Annotated in this window: 17 protein-coding genes; 9 read left to right on the top strand and 8 right to left on the bottom strand. The window is 69.2% G+C overall.

Translation table 11 applies throughout. From position 1 onward, the window contains the following. Nucleotides 1–12: 12 nt before the first annotated feature. The gene (locus D187_RS08500) at nucleotides 13–1,383 is read right to left on the bottom strand and encodes a cytochrome P450 (RefSeq protein ID WP_063724961.1); all 1,371 of its coding nucleotides are present in this window, start codon (nucleotides 1,381–1,383) and stop codon (nucleotides 13–15) included. 5 nt (nucleotides 1,384–1,388) lie between these two features. Next, entirely contained in the window at nucleotides 1,389–2,225 is an 837-nt protein-coding gene (locus tag D187_RS08495; protein ID WP_002623576.1) for a PHP domain-containing protein, read from the bottom strand. A 91-nt stretch (nucleotides 2,226–2,316) separates the two neighbouring features. On the opposite strand from D187_RS08495, the gene D187_RS08490 reads away from it, so the two are divergent. The 7 genes from D187_RS08490 to D187_RS08460 all read left to right on the top strand — a co-directional run bounded on the left by D187_RS08490 (nucleotide 2,317) and on the right by D187_RS08460 (nucleotide 9,947). Beyond that, nucleotides 2,317–2,598 (top strand): hypothetical protein, encoded by a 282-nt coding sequence (locus D187_RS08490; protein WP_002623577.1) that lies wholly within the window; start codon nucleotides 2,317–2,319, stop codon nucleotides 2,596–2,598. 46 nt (nucleotides 2,599–2,644) lie between these two features. Next, nucleotides 2,645–3,856 carry a deoxyhypusine synthase family protein gene (locus D187_RS08485; RefSeq protein WP_002623578.1) on the top strand — a complete coding sequence of 404 codons (1,212 nt, stop codon included), beginning with the start codon at nucleotides 2,645–2,647 and terminating at the stop codon, nucleotides 3,854–3,856. A 36-nt stretch (nucleotides 3,857–3,892) separates the two neighbouring features. Continuing rightward, the gene (locus tag D187_RS08480) at nucleotides 3,893–4,333 is read left to right on the top strand and encodes an OsmC family protein (protein WP_002623579.1); all 441 of its coding nucleotides are present in this window, start codon (nucleotides 3,893–3,895) and stop codon (nucleotides 4,331–4,333) included. Between the two features lie 118 nt (nucleotides 4,334–4,451). Beyond that, the gene (locus D187_RS08475; protein ID WP_002623580.1) at nucleotides 4,452–4,982 is read left to right on the top strand and encodes a hypothetical protein; all 531 of its coding nucleotides are present in this window, start codon (nucleotides 4,452–4,454) and stop codon (nucleotides 4,980–4,982) included. Between the two features lie 17 nt (nucleotides 4,983–4,999). Continuing rightward, a complete protein-coding gene (locus tag D187_RS08470; RefSeq protein WP_002623581.1) occupies nucleotides 5,000–7,318 on the top strand; it encodes an amino acid adenylation domain-containing protein in 2,319 nt (772 codons plus the stop codon). Between the two features lie 153 nt (nucleotides 7,319–7,471). Next, on the top strand, nucleotides 7,472–8,653 hold the full coding sequence (locus D187_RS08465) for an acyltransferase family protein (RefSeq protein WP_155893251.1): 1,182 nt from the start codon (nucleotides 7,472–7,474) through the stop codon (nucleotides 8,651–8,653). Nucleotides 8,654–8,753: 100 nt separating this feature from the next. Next, a complete protein-coding gene (locus tag D187_RS08460) occupies nucleotides 8,754–9,947 on the top strand; it encodes a glycerophosphodiester phosphodiesterase (protein WP_002623583.1) in 1,194 nt (397 codons plus the stop codon). Here the strand turns inward: D187_RS08460 and D187_RS08455 are convergent. From D187_RS08455 to D187_RS08445, 3 genes are read right to left on the bottom strand one after another with little or no spacing between them, the layout of a single operon-like run. Further along, on the bottom strand, nucleotides 9,944–11,188 hold the full coding sequence (locus D187_RS08455) for an MFS transporter (RefSeq protein WP_002623584.1): 1,245 nt from the start codon (nucleotides 11,186–11,188) through the stop codon (nucleotides 9,944–9,946). The two genes, D187_RS08460 and D187_RS08455, sit on opposite strands and share 4 nt — an antisense overlap. Nucleotides 11,189–11,193: 5 nt before the next feature. After that, nucleotides 11,194–11,817 carry a trimeric intracellular cation channel family protein gene (locus D187_RS08450; protein WP_002623585.1) on the bottom strand — a complete coding sequence of 208 codons (624 nt, stop codon included), beginning with the start codon at nucleotides 11,815–11,817 and terminating at the stop codon, nucleotides 11,194–11,196. Beyond that, nucleotides 11,814–12,728: a LysR substrate-binding domain-containing protein gene (locus tag D187_RS08445; RefSeq protein ID WP_002623586.1), complete on the bottom strand. Its 915-nt coding sequence runs from the start codon at nucleotides 12,726–12,728 to the stop codon at nucleotides 11,814–11,816. Before D187_RS08445 ends, D187_RS08450 begins: the two co-directional genes overlap by 4 nt. A gap of 129 nt (nucleotides 12,729–12,857) precedes the next feature. Here D187_RS08445 and D187_RS08440 point away from each other — a divergent pair, with 129 nt between their 5' ends. Continuing rightward, entirely contained in the window at nucleotides 12,858–13,610 is a 753-nt protein-coding gene (locus tag D187_RS08440; protein ID WP_002623587.1) for an SDR family NAD(P)-dependent oxidoreductase, read from the top strand. 114 nt (nucleotides 13,611–13,724) lie between these two features. Here D187_RS08440 and D187_RS08435 read toward each other — a convergent pair whose 3' ends face one another. Continuing rightward, nucleotides 13,725–14,639, bottom strand: a complete 915-nt coding sequence (locus D187_RS08435) for a LysR substrate-binding domain-containing protein (protein ID WP_002623588.1) — start codon at nucleotides 14,637–14,639, stop codon at nucleotides 13,725–13,727. A 127-nt stretch (nucleotides 14,640–14,766) separates the two neighbouring features. Between D187_RS08435 and D187_RS08430 the strand changes: the two genes are divergently transcribed. Continuing rightward, nucleotides 14,767–15,528 (top strand): SDR family NAD(P)-dependent oxidoreductase, encoded by a 762-nt coding sequence (locus D187_RS08430; protein WP_002623589.1) that lies wholly within the window; start codon nucleotides 14,767–14,769, stop codon nucleotides 15,526–15,528. 59 nt (nucleotides 15,529–15,587) lie between these two features. Here the strand turns inward: D187_RS08430 and ileS are convergent, their stop codons facing one another. Together ileS and D187_RS08420 are read right to left on the bottom strand one after the other, a co-directional pair. Then, on the bottom strand, nucleotides 15,588–19,316 hold the full coding sequence (ileS, locus tag D187_RS08425; RefSeq protein WP_002623590.1) for an isoleucine--tRNA ligase: 3,729 nt from the start codon (nucleotides 19,314–19,316) through the stop codon (nucleotides 15,588–15,590). Between the two features lie 66 nt (nucleotides 19,317–19,382). After that, on the bottom strand, nucleotides 19,383–19,799 hold the full coding sequence (locus D187_RS08420) for a hypothetical protein (RefSeq protein WP_211241477.1): 417 nt from the start codon (nucleotides 19,797–19,799) through the stop codon (nucleotides 19,383–19,385). Between the last annotated feature and the right edge of the window lie 16 nt (nucleotides 19,800–19,815).

The following is a 19,815-nucleotide window of genomic DNA, read 5'->3' as shown; positions in this document are numbered from 1 at the left end:
TCCGTGCCCGTCTCAGACGACGGGCACGAACTCGATCAGCGCCTTCTTGGGGGGCTGACCGAAGGGCAGGTAGCGCAGCTTGGGCGGCGCGACTCCCGGCGCCAGCTGCGGCCGCACCCCCCGGCGCGACAGCTCGCGCGCGAACGCCGTGGCGAACTGCACCACCTCCACCCAGGCCAGGTGGTAGCCCAGGCAGAAGTGCGGGCCACCGCCGAAGGGCGCCGTCTCGACGGAGGAGGGCGGCACGCGCCGGCCCAGCCACCGCGAGGGATCGAACTTCTCCGGCTCGGGGAAGTTGGCCGGATCGTAGCCGTAGGTGCCCAGCGGAACGGTGATCATCGTGCCCTTGGGCACGAGCTTGCCGTGCAGCGTCAGATCCTCGGTCGCCTCGCGCGCCGTGGACGACACGGGCGGGTAGAGCCGGATCACTTCCCGGAAGAGCGCCTCGGCGAAGGGGTGGCGCTTGAGCTCCTCGGGCGAGCGGGGCAGGCCCGGCGCCGCCGTGGCCTCCTCGCGCAGCTTCTCCCAGAGGTCGGGCCGCTGGGCGAGCACCAGGCCCAGCCACGCCATCGTCGACGCGGTCGTCTCGTGTCCCGCCAGGGCCAAGAGCCGCAGGTTGCTGATGAGATCGTCATCCTTGAGCGGCTGGCCTTCCGTGTCGCGCGCCGCCAGCATCGCCGAGAGCGTGCCCGGCATCTCCGGACGGCCCCGCGCCGCCGCGATGAGGCTGGAGAAGCGCGCATCCAGCCACGCACGCCCCCGGCGGGCACGCCAGCGCGGCGAGTAGGGCAGATCGAGCTTCAGCGGGAACGCCCCGAGGGTGAACTCGCGGTAGTTCGTGTTGAACTCCTCGATCTCCGAGCGGTCGATGCCCATGACGCGGAAGATGATGTCGAGGGCGAACTTCTGGGTCTCGGCGATCAGTGAGAAGGGGCGCGAGGAGGGCAGGCTGGCCACGCTCGCCTCGATGACCTCGGCGGACAGGGTGGCGGCGCCACTGGACGACAGCCCCCGGGGCGTGAAGGGCCCGCTCATGGGCGTGCGCAGGTTGCGGTGGCGGGCGCCATCCTGGGACAGGAGCGCGTCGCCGATGAACTCGGGGGCCTGATCGCGGATGAACTCGCTGCTGGTCACCCGGTTCTTGAGCAGCTCGAAGCCGGGCTCGCCCATGCACACCAACTGCATCTCGGAGCCGAAGGAGCGCATCCAGAAGATGGGGCCCACCTTGGCCTCGGCGGCGCGCAGGAAGGTGAGGGTGTCGCCGAGGTTGAAGGGCGCGTGTCCCACCAGGGGCAGCCCACCGGGGAGGATGGGAATGCCGAGACGGTGGGTCTCCTTCATCGGCAGGCGCTCCAGCATGTTGTTCAGGGTCTGCATTTGCATGGTGTCTAGCTCGCGTGTGTGGACTGACTCGTGGCCCGGGCGCGCAGTCTCGCGAAGTTTTCGGGAGGAGTGGGGGAGTCTCCGGGTCTCCGGCCTGGTGTCACCTGTTCCCCGTGGAAGTCGCTGCCTCCCGTGGGCACCAGATCGAACTCCTTCGCGTACTTCACGTACCGCTGCTGCACACTCGGGTTGTGGTCCGAATGTAACGCTTCCAACCCATCCAGGCCCGCCCGTGCGAGTTGTAGGATATCGTACCGTTCAATCTTGGAGCTGCCGGGGTGAGCCAGTGTGGCCGTGCCCCCCGCGCGGTGCACGAGCTGGATGGCCTCTGCCCCGTCCAGCTTGAACCGCTCCACCCAGGCCGCCTTTCCCGCCCCCAGGAAACGGTCGAAGGCTTCCTTCACGTCCAGGCACCACCCGCGCTCCACCAGCACCCGCGCCAGATGGGGTCTGCCGAGCTGCGCGCCCCCCGCCAGGGCGCGCACGTCCTCCATCCGGATGGGAAACCCCAGCGTGCGCATCCGCTCCACCATGAGCACCATGCGCTGCTCGCGCTCCACCCGCAGCCGGGACGCGTAGGCGGCCAGCTCCGGGAAGTCCGGCCGGACGAAGTGCCCCAGGATGTGCACCTCGCGCTTGTTCACGAACGCCGACAGCTCGATGCCCGCGACCAGCTCCACGCCGTGCGCCCGCGCCGCCTCCGCCGCCTCCGCCAGCCCCTCCACCGTGTCGTGATCCGTCACCGCGAGCGCCTTCACTCCGGCACTCGCCGCCAGGGCCAGCAGCCCGGTGGGCGAGTGCTGGCCATCGCTCGCGGTCGTGTGGGAATGCAGATCAATCACGGCAGACTCCAGGGCACTCGGGTTGAACCGTCAGGAGGGGCGTCCCTAGGATGATGGAGGATGCGTCACGGATGCACCAGAGGAGACCCCCATGGCCAAGGAAGACACCATCGAGAACCGCGTCTACCTCTTCGAGTCCCTGGCGAGCAGCTATGTCTCCAGTGCCTCGGATTTGCTGTCCTCCGATGACGAGGCGGCGCGCGCCCGGGCGAGGCGGGCCCTGGCGGAGCTGGCCTTCGTCTCCTGCGTCGTCGCGGACACCGGACACCTGCCCCCGGAGCAGGTGCGCGAGCGGCTCCTCGGAATCGCCCCGCCGCCGCCTCCCGAGGGCGAGGAGGGCAAGGGCAGGGCCAAGGAGCGCAATCGCAAGTGAACCCGGGCCTCCCCTCGGCGCGTGGGTGGTGGTAGATCGGCGCGCCATGGCCAAGACCCCCTCGAACTCGAAGAAGAATCTGCGCGCCCACTACTCGGGAGCACGCAAGGCCGACCCGCGCCCCATCACCGGCAAGGAGTCCCCCGCCGAGCTGCTCGCGCATGCCTTCTCGGCCTATGTGGGACGGCAGGAGCGCACCGCCTTCGAGCTCATGCGCCGCTCGATGGAAGTCGACGCCTCCGTCTTCCTCACCCTGTCGGGCGCGATGACGCCGGCGGGCCTGCACCAGAGCTGCATCATCCCCCTCATCGAGAAGGGCATCATCTCGGCGCTCACCACCACCGGCGCCAACCTCTACCACGACGCCCACCGCATCATCGGCCACGCCATCCGCGAGGTGAACCCCAACGCGGGGGATTTGCAGTACCGCCTGGCGCGCATCATCCGCATCTACGACCTGGGCTTCTGGGAGGAGGCGCTGCTGGACACCGACCGGCTCTTCTCCGCGCTGCTGCGCCGCCCCGAGTTCCAGCGCAAGATGACCACGCCCGAGTTCCACTACCTGCTCGGCAAGAACATCGCCGCCATCGAGAAGCAGCTCGGCGTGAAGCAGCCCTCGCTCCTGTCCACCTGCTACAAGCACGCCGTGCCCATCTTCGTGGGCGCCGTGCAGGACGGCTCCATCTTCCTCAACGCCGTCAAGCTCAAGCGCCTGCTCGGCGCCGAGTTCAAGTTCGAGATCGACATCAACGACGACGTCTATTGGATGTCGGCGATCCAGCACTACTGCCGTCACCACTACTCCAACAAGATGGCCATCTGGATCCTCGGCGGCGGCGTGCCCAAGAACTACACGCTGCAGGGCGAGCCGCTGTTGGATCAGATCCTCGGCGTGCCCACGGACGGCTTCGACATCGACGTGCAGTTCTGCGTGGATCCGGTGGACAACGGCGCGCTCTCCAGCTGCCCGGCGGGCGAGGGCCACACCTGGGGCAAGGTGTCCATCGAGGCCGTGGAGGTGGGCTCCATGTACGTGCACACCGACGTCACCGCCGTCTTCCCGTGGCTCACCCATGCGCTCTTGAGCGACACGAAGATGAAGCGCAAGCCGCGCCGGTTGATGGACGTGATGCAGGAGGCGGTGGCCTTCCTCGACAAGGACGTGAAGAAGCGCCACAAGTCCCTGCTCAAGACGATCGAGTGGAGCCCCGACGACGCCAAGCCCAACCCGGAGGAGCACGAGACGTACGTGCGCTAGCCGTTCCTCCCCCCCCAAAGCCCAGGAGCCATGACCATGAGCCAGCCCCCTTCCCCCACCGGCGTCGTGATGTCCGTCGAGTCCTCGTCGGGCTTCCACTGCAAGCTGGAGCACGGGCCGTCCGGCTCGCGCATCACCACCGAGGCCCCCAAGGACAACGGCGGCACGGGCATGTCCTTCTCGCCCACGGACCTGGTGGGCGCGGCGCTCGCCTCGTGCGTGCTCACCACCATGGCCCTGGCCGCCTCGCGCGAGAACATCCCCCTGGGCGAGGCCCGTGCCCGGGTGGAGAAGCGCATGACGCCCCCGCCGCGGCGCATCGGCGAGCTGGTGCTGGAGGTGGAGATGCCCCCGGGACTCTCCGCCGCGCACCGCGCCCGGCTGGAGGAGGTGGCGCACGGCTGCCCGGTGTCCCGCAGCCTCCACCCGGACGTGAAGCTGCCCATGTCCTTCCGCTACCCGGACACCGCCCCGTAAGACGTTCGAGCGCTTGCTCCGCCGCTCGCTCCCCGGTCGCCTGGCCGGGGGGCGCTGCACTCCAGGACGATCATGCCGACCTTCCCCGCGCAACGCGGGCGAAGACGGGGAGGGATCCGTGAACCTGGACCTACTGCGCATCTATCTGAACGATCACCTGATGGGCTCCGTGGGCGGCCTGGAGTTGGCGAAGCGGGCGCGCGCGGAGAACGAGGACAACGCGGTGGGGGAGTACCTCGCGTCCTTCGTCGAGGAGCTCCAGACGGACCGCGCCACCCTGAAGAACGTGATGCGGGCGCTGGGCTTCAAGCTCGATCCGCTCAAGCAGGGCATGGCCTGGGTGGGCGAGAAGCTCGAGCGGCTCAAGCCCAACGGACGGCTCACGGGCTACTCCCCCTTGAGCCGCCTGGAGGAGCTGGAATTGCTCTGTCTGGGCACCGAGGGGCGCCTGTCCATGTGGCGCACCCTCCGGGCACTGGCCGGCAAGGACGATCGCCTGGGCCGCTTCGACTTCACGGTCCACATCCACCGGGCCGAGCAGCAGCGGCGTGCCCTGGAGCGGTTGCGCCAGCGGGCCGCGGACGAGGCGTTCTCGGATCCCGAGGAACGCTCGGTCTTGCGTCTCACGCCCACGCGGGAGCCGGGATAGCGTCTATAAGGCGCTGCATGGACGTGAAGTCGAGGCAGGTCGTGGAGTGGCTCCTGCGCGAGGAGCAGGTGGAATGGACCACCGAGAAGCCTCCTCCCGGCCTGGAGCCCGGGGCGCGTGAACTCTTCATCAGCCTGGGCTCGCGCGGCGCGGCCCTGCCCGAGCACCCACGCATGTTGTCGTGGAAGCTCCCCCAATGGACCCGGCGCGCGGTGCGCTCCACCACGGGCACGGTCCTGCTCTCCGCCGAGCCGCTCGACGCCCTGTCCCGGCAGCTCGGACAGGTGCCTCCCGACGCGCCGCCCCTCACGTTGCGCGTCCACGAGCACACCCTCGACGTCGTGTGCGCCACGCTGCTGGTCGCCTGGCGGCTCTTGCACGGCACCTGGCCCGAGGGCGTCGAGGTGCTCGCCGACTACGTGAGCGAGTGGGAGCAGGGCCACACCGAGACGGTGGGCGAGTACGAGTGCGCGTTGGGCACCGTGTTCTACGCGGCGGTGAAGCTCTGGCCCTCGCCGACGGCCCGGCCCTCGCGCGAGGTGCTGGAGCTCATGGCCTCCGTGATGGAGACGGTGCGCGTGCCCGAGGATCTCACGCGCCTGCCCCCGGCGCGCATCCCCCCCGCCGTCTCCCGGCGCCTCAAGGCGGACGAGCTGCTCTACCGCGCCGAGCTGTCGCGCGCCCAACGCGTGCAGCTCGACATTCCCCTGGGGGACGCGGAGGACGGACCCATGCGGCGCGTGGACGCGCTCTTCCTGTCCTCCTTCCAGGACGTCACCGTCCTGCGGCTGCTCGCGCGCAACGACACGGAGAACACCCACTACGGCCAGGGCTTCGACTTCATGGCCATCCACATCGCGCGGCCCGATCAGTCCCGGCCCTGGCACTCCTTCTCCCTCACCCCCGAGCGCGCCGGCACCCTGGGGAATCTGGCGGGCGCGCTGGACGAGCTCGAGGGGCCGCGGCTCGCGGATGGCTCCCCGCGCAAGCGCGGACGGCGCTTCGAGCGCCAGCCCAACGACTACTCGGACCCGTGGTACTCGGATGGGTATGCGAGCCCCACCGGCCGCGCGACGATGGTGGCCGGCCCCTACTCGGGCACCCGGCTGTCGCGCCGCGAGCTGTGGGAGACGCTCTGGACCCGCTTCAACGTGGGCCGCCACGTCCATGTCCTGCGCGCCCACACCATCTTCGCCCGGCCCTTCCTGTGGCGCGGGCCCATGCCGGGCACGGAGCTGGTGTCCCGGGGCTTCGTGCGGCGGGATCTCTCCAACCAGGGCGCCACCTTCCACCCCGCCGTGGTCCTGTCCTTCCTCGGCGCCACGGAGGAGGCGGACGTGCTGCACTACGAGAAGCCCGCCGGGGGCCACACCGTCCACGTCTCCGTCTACCCCAACCGGCTCGTCGCCGTCTGGGTGGAGCGGCCCCGGGCCGAGGCCACCTCGTTGTACGCGCTCGCCCAGGAGCAGGAAGAGCTCGTCGAGGGCCGCGCGTTGTGGGAGCTGGAGCCGTTGCGCGCGCTCGCGCCGTGGCTGGCGCCGCTCGGCCCCGAGCGCTGGCTCGTCTATGGCGCCTATCGCGTCTCGCGGGGCCGCTCGTCCATGCTGGATGACTCGCGCTCCATGCAGGGGCTCTTCCACGCGCTCGCCTCCGGCACGCGGCCCTCCCTGGAGACGCTGCCCTCGGCGGCCGCCGCCGAGAGCCGGCGCGTGCTGCGCGACGCCGCCGGGGAAACCGAGCACTGGCTGACGTCCACGGGCGGGGCGCGGATCGAATTCCTCCTCGAGGAGGAGGAGCGCGGGCCGCTCGCGTGCGACCGCGACTTCTTCCTCTTCCTGCTCACCCTGGGCCAGCGCTACTCGGCCTTCGAGATCAGCCGGCGCATGGCCGAGGTGGAGCAGCGCTACCGCACCTCGCGCTGGCAGAGCCTGCGGCCCGCGCGCAGCGTGCGCTCCGACGTGATGCTCTTCACCAACTCGCTCTGGCACACGCGCGTGAGCGAGGACCCGGACGTCAACGCGCGCTACCTCGCCTGGCACTCGCTGCACGGCCTGCAGGAGACGGTGACGTCCATGCGCGACCAGGCCGCCGAGCTGGACCAGTACAAGCGCGATCAGTTCGATCGCATGGTGGGCCTGCTCGTCTTCGTCTTCCTGCCGGTGAGCCTCGCCTGCGGCTTCTTTTCCGGCGCGCAGTTCCAAGACATGAGCCCCTCGGTGGGCATTCCGGGCGCCACCACCGGCTGGCTCATCTTCCTGGGCTACACCGCCGCCTTCACCGTGCTTGTCTTTGGCACCGTGTTGTTCGCGCGGGTGATGAACTGGCGTCGGCGATGAACTGTTCCATGCTCGCCTGCTCGCCCTGCACTCGGGTGGACTCCTGTTGTTCGGGGCGCGAATCCAGGTCAGAATCGTCCGGACTGCGGTAGATACCCGGGGTGTCGGCGGTTCGCTGGAAGCACGTTCCTTTCGGCCTTGTCGAGGTTTTCCATGGGAGAGAGAGGCGTGCAGGGAGAGCGGACGGAGGACCCGTCGATTTCCGGTGATTTGTTCTGCATGCGAGGTTTTGGCATCGCACTGGTGGTCCTCGTGCACGTACTCGGCGTGGATGACCAGCACGGGGTGCGCAAGCTCTTCATCCCGGGACGGGCGGACCTGCGCATCACGTACGATTTCATCCATAGCTTCAATATGGCCGTGATGTTGATCGCGGCGGGCGTGGCCGTGAGCGCCTTCGGGAGGGTGAACCGGTCGCTCATCGGCTTCCTGCGCAAGAAGCTTGATAAGCTCGTCGTCCCGATGCTCATCTGGGCGCCCATGCTGCTGCTGATGCAGGAGCTGTCGGGGGGCATTCCCCATGGGATGTGGGCGTGGGGGGAGTTGCTCGCGCGCGTGCCCACGGCGTGGTTCCCCGTGTACGCCATCTTCTGGTTCGTGCACGTGCTGGTGTGGTGCACGCTGCTGAGCTGGATCTTCCGGCGCTTCGCCGCGCCGCCGCTCGGCCGCTGGGCCTCCCTGGTCTACCTGTCCGCCGCCATCGTGATGCATGCCGCCGTGGTGGCGTGGGTGGGTCCCACGCCGTCGGTGATGGGCGAGTACGTGTCCCTGGTGACGTACTGGAACCGCTTCTTCGGCCTGGGCCTCTTCATCCAGCCGGCCCTGGTGGGCGCCTGCCAATTCCTCTCACGGCTGTCCGCGCCGCGGCAGGTGCTGGTGTCCCTGGGGCTCGCCGCCGCGCTGGTGGCCGTGTACGCGGGGGTGCCGGATTACGAGCTGGTGTGCGTCATCAACGGGCCCCTGGGCTTCTGCCTGTTGATCTCGCTCTCGGTCTTCCTGGGTAGCCGGGCACGCGAGGGAGGCGCGGTGTGGAAGGCGCTGCGCGGGCGCTTCGCCACCGTGGGCTCCATCAGCATGCTCTTCTACCTCTTCCACATCTACTTCGTGTCGGGCACGCGCATGGTGCTCGAGCACCTGTCTCCGGGCATGCCGCTGGTGGTGCACCTCGTGGTGGGCTGGACGATGGGACTGCTTGGCCCCTGGGCCATCTACCTGCTGCTCAAGGAGCACTCGCTCTTCCGCTGGAGCATCGGCTTTGCCCCGCGCAAGGCCGGCCCGGAGTCCAGTGGCGAACAGCCGCGCCCCGAGCCCACCCCGGTGTCCTCGGGCGTCTGACTCCCGTTTTCACCGGGCTGTCACCCACGCGCTGTCACCCTCCAATGCTATGTGCCCGGAGCACTCGGGACGTGACGCGTCCCCTGACTGGGAGACATCCGTGCACCTGCATTCCACCTCTCGCACTTCCTCGCGGTCCTCGCGCCGTCTGTCCTCCGTGCTGCCGTTCGCCCTGGCCTGCACGCTCGCGATGACGGGCTGCGACCCGAAGCCCACGCCCGATGATCCGACGCCCGTGCCCGATGACCGGACGCCCGCGCTCGCCGACAAGCTCCTCGTGGTGGGCCACCGTGGCGCCAGCGCCCTGCGCCCGGAGCACACGCTCGCCAGCTACCGCAAGGCCGTCGAGGACGGCGCGGACATCATCGAGCCGGATCTCGTGTCCACCCAGGACGGCGTGCTCGTGGCCCGTCACGAGAACGAGATCTCCGGCACCACCAACGTGGCCGAGGTGGCGAAGTTCGCCTCGCGCAAGACCACGAAGGAGATCGACGGCAAGCCGCTCACCGGGTGGTTCACCGAGGACTTCACCCTGGCGGAGCTCAAGGAGCTGCGCGCGCGGGAGCGGATTCCGGCGGTGCGCCCGGGCAACACCCCGTACAACGATCAGTTCGAAATCCCCACGCTCGCCGAGGTGATCGCGCTCGCCAAGGAGCTGTCCCAGAGCACTGGCCGCACCATCCACCTCTACCCGGAGACCAAGCACCCCACCTACTTCCAGTCCATCAACCTGCCGCTGGAGGACAAGCTCATCGAGGCGCTGCGCGCGGATGACTTCACCCGCACCACCGCCACCATCTACATCCAGTCCTTCGAGGTGGCCAACCTCAAGGCCATCCACGCGAAGATCGGCACCTCGCAGCCCAACTGGAAGCTCGTGCAGTTGATGGAGGAGGCGTCCTTGAAGCCCTACGACTTCGTCATCGCCAAGGACGCGCGCACCTACGCGGACCTGATGACCGAGGCGGGCATGAAGGAGATCGCCACCTACGCGAACGGTGTCGGGCCCTACAAGCGCAGCGTCCTCGACGTGGACGCCACGACGGGCGCCTTCCTGAAGCCCACCAGCCTGGTGCGCAACGCCCACGCCGCGAAGCTGCTCGTGCACCCCTACACCTTCCGTCCGGAGAACAGCTTCCTGCCCGCTCCGCTCAAGGTCGCGGGTCCGGACTCCACGCGCAACGCCGAGGGCGCCATCAAGGAGATCCAGGCGTACCTCGATGCCGGCATCGATGGCTTCTTCACCGATGACCCCGCCGTGGGCCGCAAGGCGGTGGATTCGTACAAGCGCTAGTCGCGCGAGGTGAGCGGGGACCCGCCCAGCAGCAGGGGGACGGCGAGCAGGCCGCCCCCCGCGCCGATCCACAGGGTGGGCCCCATCCCGAGCACGTCCACCAGGGGTCCCGCCAGCAACGCCCCCAGCGACAGCAGCAGTCCGGTCACCACGTGGAAGGTCGCGTTGGCGCGGCCCAGCACCTCGGAGTCCATGACCCACTGCCGCAGGCTGAGCGCGTGAATCACATACGCGCCGAGCAGGGCATCCCCGAGCAACTGCTGCAGGACGAGCAGGGGGATGCTCCACGCTCCTGCCTCCCGCGCGAGGGGAATCAGCAGGTTCGCGCCTTGTCCCACCAGCAGTGAGAAGCCCATCGCGGGGCCCAGTCCCCGGCGCAGCATGGGCCGGGCGAGCAGCGCCCCCAGGAAGGCGCCCACCCCTCCCACGCCGATGATGAGGCCCACGGTGGCGGGCGTCAGGCCCAGCGTCTCCAGCGTGAAGACCATGTAGAGCGCGAGGAAGAAGCCGCCGAAGAAGTACATGACGGCCTCCGCGATCAACACCGGACGGATCAACGGATGGGAGAGGCAGGCGCGAAAGCCCGTCACGATGTCGCCGAGCACGCTCACGTGTGCCCCGGTGGCCGCCGCGGGTTTTTCGGGGGTGCGGATCCGGCCGAGCCACAGGGCGGACCAGACATACGACAGCGCGTCCACCCCGATCGCCACCGGCGCCGTCAGCCACTGCACCAGCACGCCCGCGAGTCCGGGCCCGGCCGCCTCGGCGACGGACTCCGAGGCTTCCAGCCGGGCATTGGCCTCCACCAGCAGGGCCTTGTCCACGAGCGTGGGTAGGTAGCTGTTGTCGGCGATCTGGAACAGCGTCGTGGCGGCTCCGACCGCCGCCGCCACGAGGTAGAGCTGGGGCATCGACAGGACCCCGAGCCACGCGGCCAGGGGCAGGGTGAGGAGCAACAGGGCGCGCAGGAGGTCGGCGCCGATGAGCAGCGGCCGTCTGGCGGTCCGATCGACGTGCCCGCCCATGAACAGTCCCACGAGCAGGCCGGGCGCGACCCCGAGCGCCGAGAGGATGGCGACCTCGGTGGGCGTCGCCTGGAGCGTGAGCAGGGCGAGGATGGGCAGCGCGGTGCGGGTGATGCGGCTGCCAAACGCGCTGACGATCTGCGCGCCCCACAGCCTCAGGAAGTCCGGGTGGCTCCACAGCCCACCGGAGGGCCACCCACGTGGAAGGACGCGCACGGTGTTCAACCTCGATAAAGGGGGAGGGCGAGTCCCCGGGTGATGGCGAGCGCCCGCAGGACGAAGCCGGCGGTGGCCGCGATGCCGGCGGCCAGGGGCATGGGGACCCCCAGGGAGCCGAGCCCGACGTACAGCGCGGCGGCGAGCGCGGCGGCGGTGACGTAGATCTCCGGACGCAGGAGGATGGACGGCTCACCCGCCAGCACGTCGCGGATGATGCCCCCCATGCAGGCGGTGACGACGCCCATCACCACGGCGGGCAGGGCGGGGATGCCCAGGCTGCGAGCCTTGGCGGCGCCATAGACGGCATAGGCGGCGAGGCCGATCGCGTCGAACCAGTCGAGCGCCTTGCCCCGCCACAGCCATGAGGGCGTGACCCAGACCAGGACCGCCATGGCCAGACTGACCGCGATCGCGCCCGAGTCATGCATCCAGAAGACGGGGGCGCCGAGGAGCAGATCCCTCACGGTGCCGCCGCCCGTGCTGGTGATGGCGGCGAAGAAGGCGAACGTGACGAGGTTCTGTTGCCGCCGGGCAGCGGCGAGCGCGCCCGAGGCGGCGAACACCGCGATACCGATGATGTTGAGCCAGACGAGCGCGGGGCCGAGTTGGGAGAGGGGCAGGTTCATGTTTCCGCTTCCAGCATCAACGCGTCGCGAAGGTGCTCGGCGAGATAATCGATCAACGCGCTCACGGGCGGCGGCAGACCCCGGCGGCTGGTGAAGACGAGGTGCACCGTTCCGTCCGGGGCATGCCAGTCCGGAAACACCTGGACCAGCCGGCCGGAGCGCAGGTCGAGCGCGCAGGTATGGTCAGGCAGCAGGGACACGCCCAGCCCGGCGAGCGCCGCCTCCCGCAGGGCCTGGAAATCCCCGCAGGCCAACCGCGGCTCGTGGCGGATGGCGATCGTCCGCTGCTCGGGGCCGATGAGCTCCCAGACGTCCTGGCCGGGCTGCTCCGTCGCGCTCAGGGTAGGCACCGAGGAAAGTGTCTCCACGTCCTGTGTGCCACCCAGGCGCTCGGCCCACGTGGGGCTCGCGACGAGGATGCGGCGGCTCCGGGCGAGCTTGCGCACGGTGAGCGCCGCGTCGGTGTCGAGCGAGGTGCGTACCCGGAGCGCGACGTCGATGCGCTCGGCGATGAGATCGACCCGCCGGTTGGTGGCCACCACCTGCAGCTTCACTCGCGGATAGCGGTCCATGAAGCGCGCGAGGATGCCCGAGAGGGGCTCCATCAGCCCCAGGGGACAGCTGAACCGGACTGGCCCATGGGGCTCGCCCTGGGTCGCGGCCACTGCCGCCTCGGCCCGCTTCACCTCCGTCATCACGTTCTGGCAGTGGTCGTAGAAGGCCTGCCCGACGTCGGTGACGCGGAAGCGGCGCGAGGACCGTTCAATCAGCCGCACCCCCAGCCGTTCCTCCAACTGCGCCACCCGGCGGCTGAGCTTCGACTTGGGTTGCCGCAGCACCCGTCCGGCCGACGCGAAGCCCCCGTTCGCCACCACCTCGGAGAAGAAGAACAGATCATTCAAGTCCTGCATCACGCCCTCATCGTTCTAAAAAATGAACGCAGGTTCCTGAAAAGCCCAACTATCGGATTCATCGTTCCAAATCTACATATCCCTCATCGCGACGACGAACTCCGCCGCCGCATCACAGGGAGAAAAACCATGAGCAACAAACTTCAGGGCAAGGTGGCGGTCGTGACGGGTGGGAGCTCGGGGATTGGCCTGGCCGTGGCCAGGAGGTTCGCGGCCGAGGGCGCCACCGTCTTCATCACCGGCCGCCGCCAGGCCGAGCTGGACGCCGCGGTGAAGTTGATCGGCCCCAGCGCCACGGGCGTCCGGGCCGATGCCTCGAACCTGGCCGATCTCGACCGCCTCTATGAGGTGGTGAAGCAGAAGCAGGCGTCCCTCGACATCCTCGTCGCCAACGCGGGCGGCGGCGAGTTCGCTCCCCTGGGCTCCATCACCGAGAAGCACTTCGACGACACCTTCGCCACCAACGTCAAGGGCACCCTGTTCACGGTGCAGAAGGCCCTGCCGCTGCTGCGCGACGGTGCCTCCGTCATCCTCACGGGCTCGACGGCGGGCATCCAGGGCACCCCGGCGTTCAGCGTCTACTCCGCCACCAAGGCCGCCGTGCGCAGCTTCGCCCGCAACTGGATCCTCGATTTGAAGGACCGCCGCATCCGCGTCAACGTGATCAGCCCGGGCCCCATCAAGACGCCCGGCCTGCATGGCCTCGCCCCGAATGAGGAGGCGGCGCGGGCGCTCTTCGAGCAGATGGCCACCACCATTCCCCTGGGCCGGCTGGGGGACCCCGACGAGGTCGCCCGGACCGCGGTGTTCCTCGGCTCGGAGGACAGCAGCTTCGTCAACGGCGCCGAGCTCTTCGTCGACGGTGGCGCGGCGCAGATTTGAAGCGCGCTGGTGCACCCGCGCCCATCTACGGGGTGAAGTCGGCGTCCTGCTTGTCCTGCTCCAGGCCCGGTGCCCAGAAGCGGTCCCGGCCGCGGCGCGGGTACCAGTTCCCTCTCAGGACGCCATCTTCATGGAGAAGGGATTTCGAACATGCTCCGCCAGGTACTCGATCAACGCGGACACCGGGGGTGGAAGGCCCCGACGGCTGGTGAAGACGAGGTGGAGAATTCCTTCCTGGGTGTGCCAGTCCGGAAACACCCGGACGAGCTGGCCGGAGCGCAGGGCGGGGCCGCAGAGAGCTTCGGGCAACAGGGTGATCCCCAGCCCGGCGATCGCCGCTCCCAGGACGGCCTGGCAATCCCCACACGACAGGCGGGGCATGTGGTGGAGGGTGAAGGTCCGCTGCTCGGGTCCAAGGAGCGCCCAGGTGTCCTGCCCTTCCCGTTCGTTGATGCTCAGGGTGGGGAGCGACGCCAGTTGCTCCACGTTCCGCTCATCGCCGAGGCGGTCGGCCCATACCGGAGCCGCGACGAGGATGCAGTTGCTCTGGGTGAGCTTGCGCACGGTGAATGACGCGTCGATGTCGAGCGAGGGGCTCACGCGCAGCGCGAGGTCGATGCGCTCGGCGATGAGATCGACCCGCCGGTTGGTGGCCACCACCTGCAGGTTCACTCGGGGGTAGCGCTCCATGAAGCGGACGAGATGGCACCCCAGGGTATCCATCATGCCCTGGGGACAGTTGAACCGGACCGTTCCATGCGGCTCGCCCTGGGTGGCGGCCACCACGGCCTCGGCCCGGTTCACCTCCGCCATCACGCTCTGGCAGTGGTCGTAGAAGGCCTGCCCGACGTCGGTGACGCGGAAGCGGCGCGAGGAGCGTTCGATCAGCCGGACCCCGAGGCGCTCCTCGAGCCGTGCCACCCGGCGGCTGAGCTTCGATTTGGACTGCCGCAGCACCCGTCCCGCCGGCGCGAAGCCTCCGTTCGCCACCACCTCGGAGAAGAAGAACATGTCATTCAAGTCCCGCATCGAGCCCTCATCGTTGCGTTTCTAGAACGCAGGTTCCCATGAAATCCACCTTTCGAGCCAATCGTCCCAAATTAGATCCCTCTCGTTGGCGATGAACTTCCTCCGCCGACGACTGGGAGACACGACGATGAGCAACAAGCTGCAGGGCAAGGTGGCCGTGGTGACGGGTGGAAATTCAGGGATTGGCCTCGCCACGGCGAAGCGTTTCGCCGCCGAGGGCGCCAGGGTCTTCATCACTGGCCGCCGGCAGGCGGAGCTGGACGCCGCGGTGAAGGAGATCGGTCCCCTGGCCACGGGGATCCAGGGCGACGTGTCCAAACTGGCCGATCTCGATCGGCTCTACGAGGTGGTGAAACAGAAGGCGGACGCCGTGGACATCGTCTTCGCCAATGCGGGCACGGCGGGGTTCGCCGCCCTGGGCTCCATCACGGAGGAGCACTTCGACGACATCTTCAACACCAACGTCAAGGGCGTCCTGTTCACGGTCCAGAAGGCCCTGCCCCTGCTGCGCGAGGGGGCCTCCATCATCATCAACGGCTCGACGACGAGCGCAATGGCCACTCCGGCGTTCAGCGTCTACAGCGCGACCAAGGCCGCCGTGCGCAACTTCGCCCGCAACTGGATCCTCGATCTGAAGGGTCGCCCCATCCGCGTCAACGTCCTCAGTCCGGGCACCACCCGGACGCCCGGAAGCCTCACCCTCCACACCCTCGCCGGGGGCGAGGAGCACGCGCGGTCGGTCTACGAGCAGTTCGCCGCCATCGTCCCGATGGGCCGGATGGCGGACCCCGACGAGATCGCCAAGGTGGCGGTGTTCCTCGCCTCGGAGGACAGCAGCTACGTCAACGGCATCGAGCTCTTCGTCGACGGCGGCATTGCGCAGATCTGAAGTGCGCCCGCCCCCGGGGCCAGGGCAGGGCCCTCGACCCCGGGGACGAGAGCCAATTCTCAGGCCCGCTCGACGCGCACGCGCGCGGGCAGCCCGTTGAGGCTCACTTCCTCCTCGGTGGTGAAGCCCTCGGGGCCCACGTTCAGCTCCGCGGTGAGCGTCTCCCGGGAGATGAGCTCACGCGCCTCCTGGGCCACCTTGCGCACGCGTGCATCCCCGTCCACCCACAGGCGGATGCGATCCGTGTACCCGAGCGCCAGGTCCTTGCGCGCCGCCTGCACGCGGGCGAGCAGCTCGCGCACCAGGCCCTCGTCCACGAGCGCCTCGGTGAGCTCCGTGTGGAGCACCACCACGCCCACGCCCGAGCCCGCGGCGGCATAGCCCGCGTTGGCCTCCACGAGCACCTCGAGCTCCTCGGCGGGGAACACCATGGCCTCGCCGCCCACCGTCAGGGCCACCTTGCCCTCGCGGGCGAGCTCACCCTGGAGCAGCCGGCTGTCGGCGGCGTCGAAGGCCTTGCGCACCGGGGCGAGCTTGGGGCCCAGGCGGCTGCCCATGGTGCGCAGGTTGGGCCGGACCTTGTAGCGCACCACGTCGGCCTCCTGGCCCGCCTCGAGGAAGCGCACCGCGTGCACGTTCAGCTCGTCGGTGAGCAGGTGCTCGTAGTGGGCCACGCGCTCGCGCAGCTCGCGGCGCGCGAGCACCACGTCCACGCGCGAGAGCGGCTGACGCACCTTGAGGCGGTTGTCCGTGCGCACCTTGAGGCCGAGTGACACGAGCTCGCGCACCGCGCCCATCTCCGTGGAGAGCGCCTCGTCGATGAGGCTCGCGTCCGCCTCCGGGAAGTGGCCCAGGTGGACGCTCTCCGGCTGGGTGCCAGGCCAGGGCTGGCGCACGAGGTTGCCCCACATCTCCTCGGCGAAGAAGGGCGTGAAGGGCGCGCTCATGGCGGCGAGCGTGGTGAGCACCTCGTACAGGGTGAAGTACGCGTCCTGCTTGTCCTGCTCCAGGCCCGGCGCCCAGAAGCGGTCACGGCTGCGGCGCAGGTACCAGTTGGACAGGGCGTCCACGAGCGCCACCATGCGCTGGGCGGCGTCGTACACCTGGTAGGTGTCCAGGCCCCGGGTGACGTCGCGCAGGGCGAGCTGCACCTCGGAGAGGATCCACCGATCCAACACCGGGCGCTGGGCGGGGGGGCGCCAGCCGGTGCTCTTCTGGATGGCGCGCCAGGGCACCTCGGTGGCGTCCGGGTTGCCCCGCGCCGGAGAGAAGCCGTCGATGTTCGCGTAGATGGTGAAGAACGAGTAGACGTTGCGCAGCTTGACCTGGAAGTCCTTCTGCAACATGCGCACGTTGCTCAGCGAGTGGCGCGTGTTGGACCAGGTGGGGCTCGCGGCGAAGAAGAACCAGCGGAAGGCGTCCGCGCCGGGAGCCCGGCTGGTAGGGTCCTTGAGCACCACGCGCTCGTCGGGCGGCAGCCGGGGCACCTCCACCGGCATCACCTCCGCGCCGCGCGGCGGGGGCTTCACGCCCAGGGCGGCGATGTCCTTCGCGGCGAGCAGCACCACGCGGCGCTTGAGCTTCTTGTGCACCTTGACGGTGAGCGTCAGCGCCTTGTCGGGCGCGTCCGGACGGAACACCTGGAGCTTCGCGCCCTCCTGGAGATCCAACCCCTCGAGGTCCTCGCGGGCGATGAGCGCCTCGCCGGGCACGCCGGGCACGCCCGCGCGCGCGTCGTCGAGCACGGCGAAGTCCATGCGCACTTCGTCGAGGATGATCTCCGGCGGGGTGTAGTTGCCCTTGGACTTGGACTCCTTCTTGCCCTCCTTGTCGGAGACGTGGCCGAGCACGATGCAGTTCTTGTAGGGCAGGGGGTACTCGCGCGCGGGAGCAATCCCCTGGCGTGCCTGCGTCTCCTCGTCGAAGACGAGCGTGCTGATCATCAGCAGCGAGTAGAACCAGCCGCGCGTCTGATCGATCGCCTCGGAGATGAAGTCGGCGGGGAAGGCGCGGGTGAACTTCTCGTGCGAGCCGGGCGCGTGGGGGTAGCCCCACTGGGCGAAGGGCATGCACCCGGAGTCGAACCACACGTCCACCACCTCGGGCACGCGCACGAAGCGGCCGGGGGTGCCGGGCTTCTCGTAGGTGACCTTGTCGATCCACGGCTTGTGGACGATGAGGTGCTCGGCGCCGGCGGACTCGGGCTTGCTCGCGAGGAAGGCCTTGAGCTCGGCCTCCACGGCGGCGAGCGTGCTGCCGGGCTTGTCGCGCAGGGACTCGAGCGACGCGTGGGCCTCCACCTCACCCGTCTCCGAGTGGACCCAGAGGGGCAGGGGCGTGCCCCAGTAGCGCTCGCGCGAGAGGGCCCAGTCCACGTTGTTGGCGAGGAAGTCGCCGAAGCGGCCCTCCTTGATGTGGTCGGGGACCCAGTTGACCTGGCGGTTGTTCGCGATGGCCTTGTCCTTCACGGACGTGGTGCGGATGTACCAGGCGGGCCGGGCGAACTGGATGAGCGGATCATCATCCGCGCGCCAGCAGAAGGGGTACTCGTGGCGGTACTGCTCCATGAGCACGAGCCGGCCGCGCTCCTTGAGCTCGCGCTGGATCTCCTTGTCCGCGTCCTTGACGAAGCGCCCGGTGAGCGAGGGGAAGTCCTCGCCGAAGGTGCCGTCCGGACGGATGGCGCAGAACATCTCCAGGGGCTGGGTGAAGCGGGTGCGCTCGCGGCGGAAGGCCTCGTAGTCGTCCTCGCCGAAGGCGGGCGCGACGTGCACGATGCCCGTGCCGCTGGTGAGCGTGACGAAGTCCGCGCCGATGACGCGCCAGGCGGGCGCCTCGGTGCCGCCCTGGGCGAGGGGGAGCAGGGTGTCGCCCACGCGCTGGACGTAGACGTCGTAGGGCGGCAGGTAGCGCCGGCCCACCAGCTCGCTGCCCTTGAGGGTGGCGAGCACGGGCAGATCCTTCTTGAGCTTCTTGGCCAGCTCCTCGCGCAGGGCCGCGGCGACGATGAGCTTGCGCTCGCCCGCGTCCACGGTGACGTAGTCCACGGTGGGGTTGACCGCGGCGTACATGTTGGAGGGCAGCGTCCAGGGCGTGGTGGTCCAGATGAGCAGCGCGGTGTCGGGCGCGTCGCGCAGCGGGAAGGCCACGTAGGCGCTGGGGTCGTCCACGGTGCGGTAGCCCATGCCGACCTCGCCCGAGCTGAGCGCCGTGCCGCCCTGGGGCCACCACCAGACGATTTTATGGCCGCGGTAGAGCAGGCCCTTGCGGTGCAACTCGGCGAGCGCCCACCAGACGCTCTCCACGTAACCGCGGTGGTAGGTGACGTAGGCGTCCTGCAGGTCCACCCAGAAGCCGATGCGCTCGGTGAGCCGCTCCCACTCGGAGGTGTAGCGGAAGACGGACTCGATGCAGCGCTGGGTGAAGGGCTCCACGCCGTAGCGCTCGATCTCCGCCTTGCCGTGGATGCGCAGCTCCTTCTCGACCTCCACCTCGACGGGCAGGCCGTGCGTGTCCCAGCCCGCCTTGCGGGGGACGCGGTAGCCGCGCATGGTCTTGTAGCGGGGGAACAGGTCCTTGATGACGCGCGTGAGGACGTGGCCGTTGTGGGGCAGGCCGTTGGCGGTGGGCGGGCCCTCGTAGAAGACGAAGCCGGGAGCGTTGTCCCGTCCCTGGAGCGTCCGCTCGAAGATGCGGCGCTCCTTCCAGAAGGCGAGGACGCGGCGTTCGTCCGCGGGGAAGTCCAGCTCCGCGGGAACGGCGGTGAACAGGGCAGAGGGAGGAGGCATGGGGGTGCGTCGTAGCACGAAGCCGGTGGGAGGCTCCCGGGCGATCTTTCCCGACGGTCCAGTGGCTCAAGGCCGGGCGGATTGCGGCGGACGGCCCCGGTCCTTGGCGACGGGCAGGTAGCAGGTGCCCTGATACTCAGCTTGGACGTCCAGGCAGGGGGGACGCTGGTCCAGGGCCATCCAGCACCCCTTGTTGATTTCCTCCTCCCACAGTTCGGGTTTGCAGGGGGTGATGGCCTGGTTCCGAAAGGGCTTCTTGGGCAGTGGATAGGCGAGGGAGGTGGGGGCTGGTGGGGCCGAGCCGGTCACGATCGGCGCATCCACCTCGGAGCGGATGTCGGACAGCTCGACTGGAGCGGGGGACGGCGGATGTCCGGGTTTGCCCGCCAGGAGCAGCCCGGCGCCCAGACCCAGCGCGAGCAGGGCCAGGCCCGCAGCGGCGAGTAGGGCCTTGGAACCATAATTGCACATTCTGGAGAACAAGGGCACACTCGCAGGG

Source organism: Cystobacter fuscus DSM 2262 (assembly GCF_000335475.2).
GTDB lineage: Bacteria > Myxococcota > Myxococcia > Myxococcales > Myxococcaceae > Cystobacter > Cystobacter fuscus.
Note: the sequence above shows the minus strand (reverse complement) of the source record. Positions and strands in the feature narration are given on the sequence as shown.

Coding starts and splice junctions, on each gene's coding strand:
- D187_RS08500 (WP_063724961.1), bottom strand. CDS start 1,383: ATGCAAATGCAGACCCTGAACAACATGCTGGAGCGCCTGCCGATGAAG.
- D187_RS08470 (WP_002623581.1), top strand. CDS start 5,000: ATGGACGTGAAGTCGAGGCAGGTCGTGGAGTGGCTCCTGCGCGAGGAG.
- D187_RS08445 (WP_002623586.1), bottom strand. CDS start 12,728: ATGCAGGACTTGAATGATCTGTTCTTCTTCTCCGAGGTGGTGGCGAAC.
- D187_RS08435 (WP_002623588.1), bottom strand. CDS start 14,639: ATGCGGGACTTGAATGACATGTTCTTCTTCTCCGAGGTGGTGGCGAAC.
- D187_RS08440 (WP_002623587.1), top strand. CDS start 12,858: ATGAGCAACAAACTTCAGGGCAAGGTGGCGGTCGTGACGGGTGGGAGC.
- D187_RS08480 (WP_002623579.1), top strand. CDS start 3,893: ATGAGCCAGCCCCCTTCCCCCACCGGCGTCGTGATGTCCGTCGAGTCC.
- D187_RS08430 (WP_002623589.1), top strand. CDS start 14,767: ATGAGCAACAAGCTGCAGGGCAAGGTGGCCGTGGTGACGGGTGGAAAT.
- D187_RS08450 (WP_002623585.1), bottom strand. CDS start 11,817: ATGAACCTGCCCCTCTCCCAACTCGGCCCCGCGCTCGTCTGGCTCAAC.
- ileS (WP_002623590.1), bottom strand. CDS start 19,316: ATGCCTCCTCCCTCTGCCCTGTTCACCGCCGTTCCCGCGGAGCTGGAC.
- D187_RS08465 (WP_155893251.1), top strand. CDS start 7,472: ATGGGAGAGAGAGGCGTGCAGGGAGAGCGGACGGAGGACCCGTCGATT.
- D187_RS08485 (WP_002623578.1), top strand. CDS start 2,645: ATGGCCAAGACCCCCTCGAACTCGAAGAAGAATCTGCGCGCCCACTAC.
- D187_RS08490 (WP_002623577.1), top strand. CDS start 2,317: ATGGCCAAGGAAGACACCATCGAGAACCGCGTCTACCTCTTCGAGTCC.